Origin of the sequence: Peribacillus sp. NPDC096379, assembly GCF_044762875.1 — a bacterium.
Taxonomy (GTDB): domain Bacteria; phylum Bacillota; class Bacilli; order Bacillales; family DSM-1321; genus Peribacillus.
Genome location: NZ_JBIWFD010000003.1, coordinates 666,757 through 681,745, shown reverse-complemented (window position 1 = coordinate 681,745; position 14,989 = coordinate 666,757). Strand labels below are relative to the sequence as shown.

14 protein-coding genes, 1 rRNA gene and 1 riboswitch are annotated in these 14,989 nt (G+C 41.1%); of the genes, 14 read left to right on the top strand and 1 reads right to left on the bottom strand.

Translation table 11 applies throughout. The features are described from left to right. Positions 1 to 139: 139 nt before the first annotated feature. The 14 genes from rrf to purD all read left to right on the top strand — a co-directional run bounded on the left by rrf (position 140) and on the right by purD (position 14,460). A 5S ribosomal RNA gene (rrf, locus tag ACIQZI_RS17205) occupies positions 140 to 255 on the top strand. Between the two features lie 583 nt (positions 256 to 838). Further along, entirely contained in the window at positions 839 to 1,075 is a 237-nt protein-coding gene (locus tag ACIQZI_RS17200) for an NETI motif-containing protein (protein WP_403075143.1), read from the top strand. 76 nt (positions 1,076 to 1,151) lie between these two features. Further along, positions 1,152 to 1,254, top strand: a riboswitch (purine riboswitch). A gap of 138 nt (positions 1,255 to 1,392) precedes the next feature. Next, a complete protein-coding gene (gene purE / locus ACIQZI_RS17195; RefSeq protein ID WP_062185009.1) occupies positions 1,393 to 1,881 on the top strand; it encodes a 5-(carboxyamino)imidazole ribonucleotide mutase in 489 nt (162 codons plus the stop codon). Then, a complete protein-coding gene (purK, locus tag ACIQZI_RS17190) occupies positions 1,865 to 2,998 on the top strand; it encodes a 5-(carboxyamino)imidazole ribonucleotide synthase (RefSeq protein ID WP_062185006.1) in 1,134 nt (377 codons plus the stop codon). Before purE ends, purK begins: the two co-directional genes overlap by 17 nt. A gap of 24 nt (positions 2,999 to 3,022) precedes the next feature. After that, the gene (gene purB, locus ACIQZI_RS17185) at positions 3,023 to 4,315 is read left to right on the top strand and encodes an adenylosuccinate lyase (protein WP_403075139.1); all 1,293 of its coding nucleotides are present in this window, start codon (positions 3,023 to 3,025) and stop codon (positions 4,313 to 4,315) included. Between the two features lie 87 nt (positions 4,316 to 4,402). After that, entirely contained in the window at positions 4,403 to 5,122 is a 720-nt protein-coding gene (purC, locus tag ACIQZI_RS17180) for a phosphoribosylaminoimidazolesuccinocarboxamide synthase (RefSeq protein WP_403075137.1), read from the top strand. Continuing rightward, on the top strand, positions 5,115 to 5,369 hold the full coding sequence (purS, locus tag ACIQZI_RS17175) for a phosphoribosylformylglycinamidine synthase subunit PurS (RefSeq protein WP_062184998.1): 255 nt from the start codon (positions 5,115 to 5,117) through the stop codon (positions 5,367 to 5,369). Before purC ends, purS begins: the two co-directional genes overlap by 8 nt. After that, positions 5,366 to 6,052 (top strand): phosphoribosylformylglycinamidine synthase subunit PurQ, encoded by a 687-nt coding sequence (gene purQ / locus ACIQZI_RS17170; RefSeq protein ID WP_403075134.1) that lies wholly within the window; start codon positions 5,366 to 5,368, stop codon positions 6,050 to 6,052. The genes purS and purQ overlap by 4 nt, the downstream gene beginning before the upstream one ends. After that, complete coding sequence (purL, locus tag ACIQZI_RS17165; protein ID WP_062184992.1) at positions 6,036 to 8,258, top strand: phosphoribosylformylglycinamidine synthase subunit PurL; 2,223 nt, start codon at positions 6,036 to 6,038, stop codon at positions 8,256 to 8,258. The genes purQ and purL overlap by 17 nt, the downstream gene beginning before the upstream one ends. Further along, on the top strand, positions 8,243 to 9,655 hold the full coding sequence (gene purF, locus ACIQZI_RS17160) for an amidophosphoribosyltransferase (protein WP_062184989.1): 1,413 nt from the start codon (positions 8,243 to 8,245) through the stop codon (positions 9,653 to 9,655). Before purL ends, purF begins: the two co-directional genes overlap by 16 nt. A 19-nt stretch (positions 9,656 to 9,674) precedes the next feature. After that, positions 9,675 to 10,709 (top strand): phosphoribosylformylglycinamidine cyclo-ligase, encoded by a 1,035-nt coding sequence (gene purM, locus ACIQZI_RS17155; protein WP_062184986.1) that lies wholly within the window; start codon positions 9,675 to 9,677, stop codon positions 10,707 to 10,709. After that, positions 10,706 to 11,293, top strand: a complete 588-nt coding sequence (gene purN / locus ACIQZI_RS17150; RefSeq protein ID WP_403075129.1) for a phosphoribosylglycinamide formyltransferase — start codon at positions 10,706 to 10,708, stop codon at positions 11,291 to 11,293. Before purM ends, purN begins: the two co-directional genes overlap by 4 nt. A 310-nt stretch (positions 11,294 to 11,603) precedes the next feature. After that, on the top strand, positions 11,604 to 13,139 hold the full coding sequence (gene purH / locus ACIQZI_RS17145; protein ID WP_403075126.1) for a bifunctional phosphoribosylaminoimidazolecarboxamide formyltransferase/IMP cyclohydrolase: 1,536 nt from the start codon (positions 11,604 to 11,606) through the stop codon (positions 13,137 to 13,139). A 52-nt stretch (positions 13,140 to 13,191) separates the two neighbouring features. Then, on the top strand, positions 13,192 to 14,460 hold the full coding sequence (gene purD / locus ACIQZI_RS17140; RefSeq protein WP_062184977.1) for a phosphoribosylamine--glycine ligase: 1,269 nt from the start codon (positions 13,192 to 13,194) through the stop codon (positions 14,458 to 14,460). A 134-nt stretch (positions 14,461 to 14,594) separates the two neighbouring features. Here the strand turns inward: purD and ACIQZI_RS17135 are convergent, their stop codons facing one another. Then, a complete protein-coding gene (locus ACIQZI_RS17135) occupies positions 14,595 to 14,906 on the bottom strand; it encodes a YgaP family membrane protein (protein WP_403075123.1) in 312 nt (103 codons plus the stop codon). Between the last annotated feature and the right edge of the window lie 83 nt (positions 14,907 to 14,989).

The window sequence follows — 14,989 nt, the reverse complement described above, 5'->3', positions numbered from 1 at the left end:
TTGATAGGTCAGAGGTGGAAGCGTGGCGACATGTGGAGCTGACTGATACTAATCGATCGAGGACTTAACCTTATTGTTCTTGAAAAAAGCAAAAACCCTTCTTATTATCTAGTTTTGAAGGAATGATATTCCTTTATTGTTTGGTGGCGATAGCAAAGAGGTCACACCCGTTCCCATTCCGAACACGGAAGTTAAGCTCTTTAGCGCCGATGGTAGTTGGGGGTCTCCCCCTGTGAGAGTAGGACGTTGCCAAGCAATTCGAGAGATCAGCTATTTATAGCTGGTCTTTTTTGCTGTTTCGGAGATTATTTATCCCGCTTTAACGGGCAGTAAAATCTCCACGGATCGAAGTTTCACTTTATGTGGATTATGGTCCTCTAATTTGTCTGTCCACATCTAGTGCAAGCAGTTTTAGGATTTAGAATTTAGCTCACGGCTGATATATTGTGAGAAATGGCTAATAAATTTATGATAGTGTTTTATTTATGAAAGGTTCGTTTGGATGAATCACTTCATATACAGTAAACGCCACTTAATTTAATAGAAAAAAGATAAAATGATTTGTTTACTACGCTCATTCTTGAATTTATGGGTCCAAATCAAAAAAATGTAGTCAGGGGCCGGTTAGTGCTAGTTCTGAATCTCATGTATTATTGCATACGCGAAACGTTAGAGGTTTGAGTTCCTCGAATTTCTCTTCTCTTTATTTCCTTCTTTTTGAACACCCACTATAAAAAATTATCAAAAAAATTTTAAGTATTACATTAGATAACACGGTTCTTATTAAATTTTCATAAAAAGTGACTTTTTGGTATAGTTTAGAAAAGGAAATCAAAAAATGAAAAGAAAAGCTCTTTTTGAAAGGAACGGTTTTGTGAGTAAAAAAAAGAAGGAAGTTTTTGAAGTAAAAGATGGAGAAAGTATTGATGCTTGTCTGGAACGGATTAAAGCGGCAGGTTATTCTCCAATCAAAAGGATAGAAAAACCGATTTTTACAGAAGAAAAGGAAAATGGAGAGACCATTTATAAGCCTGTTGCTCGGAAAATTGTCTTTGAAGCACTGTTAAACGAGTGAAACACGAACGTTATGTAATTATTTATTCATAATATTCGATTTTAGACTTGACGTAGGGTGGATCGATTGTTAAGATGAAAGTGAACTTAATATCTCTCATATAATCCCCGGGAATATGGCCCGAAAGTATCTACCCAATAACCGTAAATTATTGGACTATGAGAGAAAGTGATTCCTTTATTCAGGATATGTATGTCCTTTTTTTAGAAAGGACTAATCATTCCGGGCAGGTTCCTTTCTCTTGTATGTAGAAAGGGCTGCCCGGTTTTTCATTTTATAAATAGTAAAGCTTCTAATACAAGTTTGGGGGGAAGACAGTGAAAGCACAGGTTGGTGTAATAATGGGAAGTGTTTCTGATTGGGAAACGATGAAACATGCTTGTGAAGCGTTAGATCAAATAAATATTCCATATGAGAAACGGGTAGTTTCTGCACATCGTACACCCGACTTATTGTTTGATTACGCAGAGAGTGCGCGAGAAAGAGGCATTAAAGTCATTATAGCTGGAGCTGGTGGAGCTGCTCATTTACCTGGCATGACAGCAGCCAAAACCACATTGCCTGTTATTGGAGTTCCCGTACAAACGAAGGCGTTAAACGGAATGGATTCACTGCTTTCTATCGTACAGATGCCTGGGGGAGTACCGGTCGCTACGGTAGCTATCGGGAAAGCTGGAGCTGTTAACGCTGGCCTGTTGGCTGCTCAAATACTCGGCAGCAGTGACGCTGGAATTGCAGACAAATTAGAAGCCATTCGAAACGAAACAAAGGAAAAGGTGCTAAGTAGCAGTGAACAGCTTAAATAAAGTAATTTTACCAGGACAAACAATCGGGATTATTGGTGGCGGCCAGTTGGGAAGAATGATGGCTTTATCTGCAAAAGCAATGGGGTTCCGTATAGCGGTTTTGGATCCGACAAAAGATTGTCCATGCGGGCAAGTTGCGGATATTGAAATAAACGGTGCTTATGATGATTTAGATTCGATAAAAAAGCTTTCTGAAGTGAGCGATGTTATCACTTATGAATTCGAGAATGTGAGTTTTGAAGCTTTAGCGTGGTTGAAAGAGAATAGTTATCTGCCACAAGGAGCGGAACTGTTAAAAATTACTCAGGACCGCGTAACAGAGAAAGCGGCGATATCCAAAGCTGGTGTTCCAGTAGCTCCGTATGGTGTCGCAGAGAGTTTGACCGACGTGTATAGTGCAATCAAAATTTTGGGCTATCCATGTGTGTTAAAAACAGCGCGTGGCGGCTATGATGGTAAAGGGCAGCTTGTTCTACGTGAAGAGTCTGATGTTGCTAGCGCAGGCAGTCTTTTAGAAAGTGGGATTTGTGTAGTAGAGAAATGGGTGCCTTTTGCAAAAGAAATTTCTGTGATTATTACTAGGAAGTCAAATGGTGAGATCGAGTATTTTCCTGTCGCGGAAAATATTCATAAAGAGAATATTTTGCACAAGAGTATTGTTCCAGCAAGAATAAGTGAGAAAGCTTCACAGAGAGCGATGCAGCTGGCTTTACAGCTAGCTGAAAACCTAAATCTTGTTGGTACGCTTGCGGTTGAGATGTTTTTAACTGATGAGGATGAGATTATTGTAAACGAGTTGGCGCCAAGACCTCATAATTCTGGCCATTATACGATGGAGGCGTGCCAAACTTCGCAATTTGAGCAACATATCCGAGCTGTCTGCAATTGGCCATTAGGGAAGACAAATTTGTTAAAGCCTGTGGTGATGGTAAATATCCTTGGTGAGCATTTAGAAGATGTCCTTTATGCGATTCCAGAGTTAGCAGATTGGAAGATTCATCTATACGGAAAGAAAGAAGCTAGTCCGAAACGAAAAATGGGTCATGTAAATGTTTTGCGAAATTCAGTCGAGCAAGCGCTAGATGAGATTAACCATAGTGGAATTTGGAGTAAGTAATAAGCAGGAAACGGAGGCAATGCGATGATTGAACGTTATACACGCCCTGAAATGGGAGCGGTTTGGACGGAAGAAAACCGATTTAAAGCTTGGCTTGAGGTTGAGATTCTTGCTTGTGAAGCATGGTCTGAACTGGGTGCCATACCTAAGGAAGATGTCGCACTGCTTCGGGAAAATGCGTCTTTTGATATTAATCGTATTAAGGAAATCGAAGAGGAGACGCGTCATGATGTCGTTGCTTTTACAAGGGCGGTTTCAGAAACGTTAGGTGAGGAAAGGAAATGGGTTCATTACGGATTGACATCAACAGATGTTGTTGATACTGCCCTATCCTATATCTTGAAACAAGCAAACAAAATTTTGCTAGCTGACTTAGAGCGATTTGTAGATATTTTAAAAAATAAAGCGCAGGAAAATAAATATACGGTCATGATGGGACGTACGCATGGCGTACATGCAGAGCCGACAACATTTGGCTTGAAATTAGCGTTATGGCATGAAGAAATGAAGCGTAACCTAGAGCGTTTTAAAGAAGCGATAAAAGACATTGAGGTTGGGAAAATGTCGGGAGCAGTTGGTACATTTGCCAATATCGATCCATTCGTTGAAAAATACGTTTGTGAAAAGTTAGGGCTTGAAGCGGCTCCGATTTCTACACAAACGCTTCAAAGGGACCGCCATGCTCATTATCTAAGTACCCTTGCGTTGATTGCGACAAGCATTGAAAAATTCGCAGTTGAAATTCGCGGATTGCAAAAAAGTGAAACACGCGAAGTGGAAGAATTTTTTGCAAAAGGGCAAAAGGGTTCATCTGCTATGCCGCATAAACGAAACCCAATTGGCTCTGAAAATATGACAGGACTTGCACGTGTTATTCGTGGATATATGATGACCGCGTATGAGAATGTTCCATTATGGCATGAGCGTGACATCTCTCATTCATCAGCGGAAAGAATTATTCTACCTGATGCAACGATTGCACTGAATTATATGTTAAATCGCTTCGGGAATATTGTGAAGAATTTAACGGTATACCCGGAAAATATGAAGCGCAATATGGATCGTACGCTTGGTTTAATTTATTCACAGCGCGTATTGCTTACATTAATTGATAAAGGTCTTGTACGTGAAGAGGCATATGATACGGTTCAACCAAAAGCGATGGAGGCTTGGGAGAAGCAAGTTCCTTTCCGTAGCCTGCTTGAACAGGATGACAAGATTACAAGCTTGCTGACAAAGGAAGAATTAGATGATTGCTTCGATTATCATCATCACTTGAAGCAAGTTGATATGATTTTTGATCGTTTGGGTCTGTAATTAGGAACGCTGCTGGTTATTTACTGGCAGCAAATCCTACATGTATCTTAAAAATTGCCAATATTCTTTATTACGGGGGCCTCATAGATGGAAAAGCGAGAATTGCTTTATGAAGGAAAGGCTAAGAGAATTTATGCGACAGAGAATCCAGAAGTTGTCTGGGTAGTATATAAAGATTCAGCAACAGCCTTCAATGGTGAAAAGAAAGCAGAAATTGCCGGTAAGGGTGTACTGAATAATGGAATTACTAGTTTGCTATTTTTAAAGCTTCATGAAGCTGGAATTACTTCTCACTTTATTAAGCAAATTTCCGACACAGAGCAGCTTGTAAAAAGGGTTTCTATTATTCCACTTGAAGTTGTTGTACGCAATGTAGTAGCAGGCAACTTATCTAAGCGCCTTGGATTGCCTGAAGGGCAGCTATTGAAGCAGACACTTATTGAATTTTATTACAAAGATGATAAGCTCGGTGATCCATTGTTAACAGAGGACCATATTAAAGAATTGATGCTAGCATCTGAAGAGGAAGTTAGGATTTTGAAACAAAAAGCTTTAGATGTGAATGCAAATTTATCAAGCTTTTTTAGTGAAATTGGAGTTCGTTTAATTGATTTTAAGCTAGAATTTGGAAAGCGTGCAGATGGTGAAATCTTGTTGGCGGATGAAATATCTCCAGATACGTGCCGATTATGGGACGTTGAAACGGAAGAAAAGCTCGATAAGGATGTATTCCGCCGCGATTTGGGAAATTTAGTAGATGCCTATGAAAAAATCTATTCAAAACTTGGAGGTTACAAGCATGTATAAAGTAAAGGTATATATCACGTTAAGAGAAAGTGTCTTAGATCCACAAGGAACAGCCGTTAAATCTTCCTTACACAGTATGTCGTATGATACGGTGTCAGATGTGAGAATCGGCAAATACATGGAATTGACGATTGAAAAAAATAATCAGGATATCGATGCTCTAGTAAAAGAAATGTGCGAGCGTCTGTTAGCGAATATCGTTATTGAAGATTACCGTTATGAAATCGAGGAGGTTGTCGCGCTGTGAAATTTGCTGTAATTGTGTTTCCAGGCTCCAACGGTGATATTGATATGTTCCATGCAATTAAGGATGAATTGGGTGAAGAGGTAGAATATGTGCCCCATACAGCAGACAGCCTAGCGGGTTTTGATGGCATCTTATTGCCTGGTGGTTTCTCATATGGCGATTACCTTCGTACTGGCGCCATAGCTCGTTTTTCTAACGTGATGGGTGAAGTGGTGAAAGCGGCGAACGAAGGAGTACCTGTATTAGGTGTATGCAACGGATTTCAAATCTTACTCGAAGCAGGGCTACTGCCAGGTGCGATGAGAAGAAATCGGGAGTTAGCGTTTATTTGTAAACCAACTCAGCTGGTAGTTGAGAATAATAAAACAATGTTTACGAGTGGCTATGAAATAGGTGAAACTATTACAATTCCAATCGCCCATGGTGAAGGGAATTACTATTGCGATGAAGAAACTATGAAACTTTTAAAGCAAAACAATCAGATTGTATTTACGTATGACGGTGAAAATCCGAATGGCAGTCTTGAAGGGATTGCAGGAATCACGAATGAAAATGGAAATGTTTTGGGCATGATGCCACATCCCGAGCGCGCAGTTGATCAATTACTTGGAAGTGCAGATGGATTAAAATTATTTCAATCAATCGTAAGAAATTGGAGGGAAAACCATGTCGTTAATGCTTGAGCCAAGCCCGGAAAAAATTAGATCACAGCGAGTGTATGCAGAGATGGGTCTTTCGGATGAAGAATTTGCGATGGTAGAAAACATCCTGGGCCGTACGCCGAATTATACAGAAACCGGTTTATTTTCAGTAATGTGGTCAGAGCACTGTTCGTATAAAAATTCCAAGCCCGTTTTAAAAAAGTTCCCGGTAACTGGGGAAAAAGTCCTTCAAGGACCTGGTGAAGGTGCGGGGATTGTTGATATTGGAGACGGTCAGGCGGTTGTTTTTAAAATTGAAAGCCATAATCATCCTTCTGCGATTGAGCCTTATCAAGGAGCGGCAACAGGCGTCGGCGGCATTATCCGTGACGTATTTTCTATGGGTGCCCGTCCAATTGCTATTCTGAATTCGCTTCGTTTCGGTGAGTTGGATAACGCTCGTGTCAAATATTTATTTAAAGAAGTCGTTGCAGGTATTGCTGGATATGGAAACTGTATTGGTATTCCAACAGTGGGAGGCGAGATTCAATTTGATCCTTCCTACGAGGGAAATCCACTTGTAAACGCCATGTGTGTCGGTTTGATTAATCATGAAGATATTCAAAAAGGGCAAGCGCGCGGAGTCGGTAATACGGTCATGTACGTGGGAGCGAAAACTGGACGTGATGGGATTCACGGGGCGACATTTGCTTCTGAAGAATTGACTGAATCATCTGATGAAAATCGTCCAGCTGTTCAAGTGGGCGATCCATTTATGGAAAAACTGCTTCTTGAAGCATGTCTTGAATTAATCCATAATGATGCCCTTGTTGGGATTCAGGATATGGGAGCGGCAGGGCTTGCAAGTTCTTCGGCAGAGATGGCTTCTAAAGCAGGTTCAGGGATTGAGATGAACCTTGATCTTGTGCCACAACGTGAAACTGGGATGACTGCTTATGAAATGATGCTGTCAGAATCACAAGAGCGGATGCTGATTGTCGTTAAAAAAGGACGCGAACAGGAAATTACCGATTTATTTTCTAAATATGATTTAGAAGCAGTTGCTGTTGGTGTGGTAACGGAAGAAAAGGTTCTTAAGCTCACCCATAAAGGCAATGTTGTAGCGAACGTTCCGGTTGATGCATTAGCTGAAGATGCTCCTGTGTACCATAAGCCATCAAGTGAACCTCAATTGTACAGAGACTTTCAAGCAATGAAAATTGAAGTTCCGAATATCGTTAATTTCAAAGAAACACTGATCAGTCTATTGTCTCAACCGACAATTGCAAGTAAAGAATGGGTCTACAATCAATATGATTATATGGTACGAACAAGTACCGTTGTAGCTCCAGGTTCCGATGCTGCAGTCGTCCGAATTCGTGAGACGAATAAAGCACTTGCGATGACAACGGATTGTAATTCTCGTTACCTTTATTTAGATCCAGAAGTAGGTGGAAAAATTGCTGTTGCTGAAGCGGCACGTAATATCGTATGTTCTGGAGCAGAACCGTTAGCAGTTACCGATAACTTGAACTTTGGTAATCCTGAGAAGCCGGAGATTTTCTGGCAGATTGAGAAGGCAGCGGATGGAATAAGTGAAGCTTGTAGAACATTAAGTACGCCTGTTATTGGAGGGAACGTTTCTCTTTATAATGAAACGAATGGTGAAGCCATTTATCCAACGCCAGTTATTGGCATGGTAGGTCTTGTACATGATCTTACTCATATCACGACCCAGGAATTTAAAAATCCAGGGGACCTGATTTATGTGATTGGTGAGACGAAAGAAGAATTCGGTGGCAGTGAATTGCAAAAAATGCTGGAAGGAAAAATCTATGGTCAATCACCGTCCATTGATTTAGAAATCGAGCAACAACGCCAGAAACAACTCTTGAATGCGATCCAAAGCGGGTACGTCGCTTCAGCACATGATGTTGCAGAAGGCGGATTAGCAGTAGCTCTTGCAGAAGCACTCTTTGGTACAGAAAATTTAGGAGCACGTGTAGTTGTTGAAAATGAGGCAGTTACGGCGTTATTTAGTGAAACACAGTCCCGATTTGTAGTATCCGTATCTCCTGAAAATCGCGAAGCATTTGAAAGTACGGTTCAAGATGCTTATTGCATTGGTGAAGTAAACAATAATGGAGTATTGACAATTTCCCGCAAGCAGGAAGGTCTAGTAATAGATGCAAGTGTTCAAGAATTAGAAGCTGCTTGGAGAGGGGCGATCCCATGCTTGCTGAATTAAAGGGATTGAATGAAGAATGTGGTGTGTTTGGCATTTGGGGTCACCCAGATGCTGCACAAATCACCTACTATGGTTTGCATAGCCTGCAACACCGTGGCCAAGAAGCTGCGGGAATGGTTCTAGCTAAGGACGGAAAGCTGACAGGAATGAAGGGTGAAGGATTGGTCACGGAAGTGTTTACTGCCGAGAAAATGAAGAATTTATCCGGAAATGCTGCAATTGGCCATGTCAGATATACAACGGCAGGTGGAGGCGGTTATGAAAACGTTCAACCATTTTTATTCAATTTCCAAAGTGAAGCCATGGCACTAGCCCACAATGGCAACATTGTGAATGCCAATCAATTGAAGGCGCAGCTTGAAGCACAAGGAAGCATCTTTCATAGCACCTCTGATACAGAAGTATTAGCCCACTTGATTCGTAAAGGCGGTTTTTCAGATTTGAAAAGTCGTGTTATAAATGGATTAAGCTCGTTAAAAGGTGCTTATGCTTTCTTGATTATGACGGAAACAGAAATGCTCGTTGCTCTAGACCCAAACGGACTTAGACCCTTATCTCTTGGGATCTTGGGCGGTGCTTACGTTATAGCATCTGAAACATGTGCCTTTGATATTGTCGGTGCGGAATTTATCCGTGATATTGAACCAGGAGAGCTCCTTGTCATCAACGATGAAGGGATTAAAAGCGAACGTTTTGTTATGTCTTCACAGCGCGCAATGTGTACGATGGAATATATTTATTTTTCCCGTCCAGACAGTAATATTAGTGGAATCAATGTTCATACAGCACGGAAAAATCTTGGTAAGCAGCTAGCGGTAGAAAAACTAATTGAAGCCGACGTTGTAACAGGTGTTCCAGATTCAGGTAATTCTGTTGCTATAGGATATGCAGAGGCAAGTGGCATTCCTTATGAAATGGGTCTAATTAAAAATAGATATGTAGGCCGTACTTTTATTCAACCTTCTCAATCTCTAAGAGAACAAGGTGTGAGAATGAAGCTGTCTGCAGTACGCGGTGTTGTAGAGGGGAAAAGGGTTGTAATGGTTGACGATTCAATCGTGCGTGGAACTACATGTAAGCGGATTGTCACGATGCTTAAGGAAGCTGGTGCAAAGGAAGTACATGTCCTAATTAGTTCTCCTCCAATTAAGAATCCTTGTTTCTATGGGATTGATACATCAAGTCGTGAGGAGTTAATTGCCTCTGAAAATTCAGTTGAAGAAATTCGTGAAATCATCGGAGCAGATTCGCTTACATTTTTAAGTGTTGAAGGAATGGTTGAAGCGATTGGAAGACCATTTGAAGGTGAGAACCGAGGTCAATGCCTCGCTTGCTTTACTGGAAATTATCCGACAGAAATATATGCCAATGAGCAGTCAACAACCGTAATAAGTTGAATGAAGGAGGATGATGACCATGTCGAATGCATATAAAGCGGCGGGAGTCGATATTGAAGCGGGGTATGAAGCGGTATCACGCATGAAAAAGCATGTTCAAAAAACGATGCGTCCAGGAGTATTAAGTGGGCTGGGCGGTTTTGGCGGCATGTTTGATTTATCTCAATTGAACTTACGCGAGCCTGTCCTTGTTTCAGGAACGGATGGAGTAGGAACGAAGCTATTGCTTGCGATGATGATGAATAAGCATGACAGCATTGGGATTGACTGTGTGGCCATGTGTGTGAACGATATCGTTGTTCAAGGAGCTGAGCCGCTTTACTTTTTAGACTATATCGCTTGTGGAAAAGCAGAGCCTGAGAAAATTGAGAGCATTGTAAAAGGGATTGCAGAAGGCTGTGAGCAAGCAGGTTGTGCATTAATCGGTGGCGAGACGGCTGAAATGCCTGGCATGTATAGTGAAGAAGAATATGATTTAGCAGGCTTTACAGTAGGAGCATGTGAAAAGACGAACCTGATTACCGGCCAGAAAATCAACCAAGGCGATTGTATAATCGGATTAGCGTCAAGTGGCATTCATAGCAATGGCTATTCGCTTGTACGTAAAGTTTTATTAGATGACGCGAAAATGGATGTAAATGCATTTATTCCAGAGCTGGGCTGCGAACTAGGAGAAGAACTTTTAAAGCCGACTAAAATTTATGTGAAGCCAATTTTAGCGGCGTTGAGCGAGTTTGAAATTAAAGGGATGGCTCATATAACTGGCGGTGGATTTATTGAGAATTTACCGAGAATGATGCCTGAAAATTTAGGAATCGAGATAAAGTCAGGATCTTGGGAGATTCCGCCGATCTTCACCCTTCTTGAAGAAAAAGGAAACATTAGTCGTGAGGATATGTACAATATTTTTAATATGGGCATCGGCATGGCTCTTGTCGTCGAGCAGGAAAAGGCCTCTGAGCTTCTAGCCTTTTTTGAAAAACGTGGCGAAGTGGCGTATCAAATTGGTACAGTCGTGAATCAACCTGGTGTAAGTATTGCGAGTGAATTATGAAAAAAATAGCAGTATTTGCATCGGGGAGCGGGAGCAACTTTCAAGCAATCGTGGATGCGGTTAAGGCAGGCACGCTCGAAGCAGACATTCGTTTGCTTGTCTGTGATCAAGAGTCCGCTTATGTTTTGCAAAGAGCCGAAAAAGAGAAGATTACTAGCTTTTGCTTTTCTCCAAAGTCTTTCCATGACAAAGCAGCGTTTGAACAGGAAATCGTGAAGCAACTTAAATCGAAGGATGTTGAATTCATTGTTTTAGCAGGATATATGCGATTGATCGGTCCAACACTTTTACAAGAATATCCTAAAGCAATCGTGAATATCCATCCTTCTTTATTGCCAGCTTTTCCAGGTATTGATGCAATTGGTCAAGCGTTTGATGCAGGGGTGAAGGTAACTGGCCTTTCGATTCATTATGTGGATGCTGGGATGGATACAGGTCCAATTATTGCCCAAAAAGAAATTGAGATTCTGGAAAATGATACGAGAGATCGGTTACAAGAACGAATTCAGCAGGCCGAGCACATTGCCTATCCAGAAGTGCTTCAACAGTTGTTTATGAAGGAGAAATCAATTTCTTCTCATTAATTTTTGAATAATGCAGTTTTTTATGAACGATTTAATTTAGTGGAAGTTGAACGGTTAGCTTGCGCTTTTAAGATTAGAAAGTCTATGGTTTTTCAACAAGTCTTTGTGTCTAGCACAAGTAGATTAACACTTCGAAGTCATAAGCCAAGCAATCTGGTAGAGAGAAGAGCACCCAACAGCTTGCTTGTCTTATGCTTGTCGGGTTCGCACTGGATGTGCTGACTTCGACGTTCGAAACAGGACACCTGGCGGATTTTAGTCAAAGTTCATTCAATAGGCGCTTGCGCTTTTCCAACGAGGAGGATTCATTATGGCAAAACGTGCATTAATCAGTGTTTCAGATAAAACAGGTATCGTAGAATTTGCAATTGGTCTTAAAGAGGCAGGCTTTGAAATCGTGTCTACTGGGGGTACGAAGAAGACGCTTGTTGAAAATGGAATTGACGTGATTGGGATTAGTGATGTAACAGATTTTCCTGAAATTTTGGATGGCAGGGTTAAAACGTTGCATCCAAATGTTCACGGTGGATTATTGGCAAGAAGGAATGATGTCGCACATCAAGCTCAATTAGAAGCACATCAAATTCAACCAATTGATCTCGTTTGCGTCAATTTGTATCCATTCCAGCAGACGATCGCGAAACCTGATGTGACGCCTGAAGATGCGATTGAAAATATCGATATTGGTGGACCAACGATGCTTCGTTCTGCGGCAAAGAATCACGAATTTGTGACAGTTGTTGTGGACCCAACAGACTATGAATCCGTACTTACTGAGCTGAATGAAAACGGTGACGTATCAGCTGCAAAGAAACGAAAACTTGCTGCGAAAGTATTCCGCCATACAGCTGCCTATGATGCTGTCATATCCGAGTACATGACAAAGCTTGCTGAGGAAGAAAATCCTGAAAGTTTAACGCTCACGTATACATTAAAACAATCACTTCGATATGGAGAAAATCCACATCAACAAGCTGCATTTTATCAAAAGCCATTAGGCTCTACTTTTTCTGTGGCGTATGCCAAACAATTGCACGGTAAAGAACTGTCATACAACAATATTAATGATGCTGATGCCGCTTTACAGATCGTCAATGAATTTGAAGAGCCAGCAGCTGTTGCTGTTAAGCATATGAATCCATGTGGAGTTGGGGTTGGTAATTCGGTTGCTGAAGCGTTTAAGAAAGCGTATGAAGCAGATTCTACGTCCATTTTTGGTGGAATTATTGCTTTAAATCGTGAAGTAGACCAAGAAACAGCTGAAATGCTCCGTGAAATTTTCCTTGAAATCATTATAGCTCCTCACTTTTCCGAGAAAGCACTAGAGATTTTAACTGCGAAAAAGAATATCCGTCTGTTAACTGTAGCTTTCGATGGCAAGCAAAAATCCGAACGAAAAACTACATCCATTCAAGGGGGATTACTCGTTCAAGATTTAGATACTTATGGGTTAGACCATGCAACTATAACAATCCCAACGAAACGCCAACCATCTGAAGATGAATGGGCAGCAATGAAACTAGGCTGGAAAATCGTGAAGCACGTGAAATCTAATGCAATTGTCGTAAGTGGCGAACAGATGACGTACGGTATCGGTGCTGGACAGATGAACCGCGTAGGGGCAGCTAATATTGCTTTAGAACAAGCTGGTGAAAAAGCAAAAGGCGCGGCTCTCGCTTCTGATGCATTTTTCCCAATGGATGACACTGTTGAAGCGGCGGCCATTGCTGGTATCACAGCTATCATTCAACCTGGTGGGTCTGTACGTGATGAGGATTCGATTAAAAAAGCAGATGAATACGGCATTACAATGGTGTTTACAGGCGTTCGTCATTTTAAGCACTAAGTTTTTGGGTTCAATAGGCTAATGGTTTTTAATATTAGGAAGAGGTGATTCCATGAACGTGTTAGTGATTGGCAAGGGTGGACGTGAGCATGCATTAGCAAAGAAACTATCCGAAAGTAAGCAGGTTCATCAAGTATTCGCGGCTCCAGGTAATCCAGGCATGGAGGATGTGGCGGAACTCGTTCAAATTGATGAAAATAATCATAAGGAACTGATTGCGTTTGCTAAAGATCAGAATGTTACCTTAACCATTATTGGAGCCGAAATACCTTTGGTTAATGGAATTGTCGATGAATTTAAAGCAGCTGGTCTACAGGTATTCGGGCCTGATAAACAAGCAGCTATAATTGAAGGTAGTAAAACCTTTGCAAAGGATTTAATGAAAAAATATGAAATTCCTACTGCTGCATATGAAACATTTACAGATATCGAGTCAGCAAAAACGTATTTAGCTGAAATTGGTGTTCCAATTGTAATAAAAGCGGATGGACTTGCTGCTGGGAAAGGTGTAGTCGTTGCACACACGATGGAAGAGGCACTGGAAGCATTACATGGAATGCTTGTTGATGAGAAATTCGGTGAAGCTTCAGCGCGAGTTGTCATGGAGGAATTCCTTGAAGGTGAGGAATTTTCGCTAATGGCATTTGTAAATGGAGAGAAGGTTTACCCGATGGTTATCGCTCAAGATCATAAGCGGGCTTATGATGGTGATACTGGTCCGAATACAGGTGGAATGGGTGCGTATTCGCCTGTTCCTCAAATTCCAGAAAGCGTGGTTGCTGCGGCAGTCGATCAAATTGTAAAACCAACAGCGGCAGCACTTGTTGCTGAGGGTCGCTCTTTTACAGGCATTTTATATGCAGGTTTAATTGCTACGAATAAAGGAACAAAAGTGATTGAGTTCAATGCACGTTTCGGTGATCCAGAAACTCAAGTTGTCCTGCCAAGACTAAAGAATGATTTTGTTGATACGCTTCTTGCTGTTTTAAACGGGAATGACTATGAGCTTGAATGGGACGATGAATCTGTAATCGGGGTAGTTGTCGCAGCAGCTGGTTACCCTAGCGAATATGTCAAAGGAGCACCGATACATGGTCTAGGGGAATTAAGTGAGGATGTTGACATTTATCACGCAGGTACTGCCAAGAATGATAACGGTGACTATACGACAAATGGCGGTCGAGTACTGCTTGTGGCCGCAAAGGGAACCGATCTTCTTAGTGCACAAGCAAAGGTTTACAAAGAATTAGAAAAGATTCCTAACCAAGATTTATTTTGGAGAAAAGACATTGGTTATCGCGCCATTTTAGTGGCCAAATAGAGGGTCCCCTAAGAATTTAGAACGTCATAAGGGTCTGACCTCGCACTTTAAATCAGTATGTAGTGTTTTATACACTTATCTGAATTTAGTTGCTGCGGGGTCTGACCCTTTCTGACCTTCATTGGACACCTTTTTTAAGTTTCTGTATTTTCATCATCTGAGATAAGATCATTCCCCATCCCCATTTGAGTTAATAAATGTTCTCCTTTTTTTATGATGTTATGGTTCCCGCTTAATCTCCCTTGACACTTTTCATAAAGGGCAACAAAGGGACAAAAGCGAAGAATTCCTTCCCCAATTTTCATACCAGAACACATGGCTATAACTAAATAAGATCCTTTCCACGGCTTTCTGGACATTTTTGAAATCGACCATGCTAAAAAAGTAAAACCACAAGTTATTCTGAGTAATGCGTTTGGAATGCCGATATTTGCTTTTACTTTCATAATAGATAATCTCCTTCACGAAATATTCACACTATTTACCATAACTTTAATGTATTAACTCATTAAATGTGTTAGGATTAATA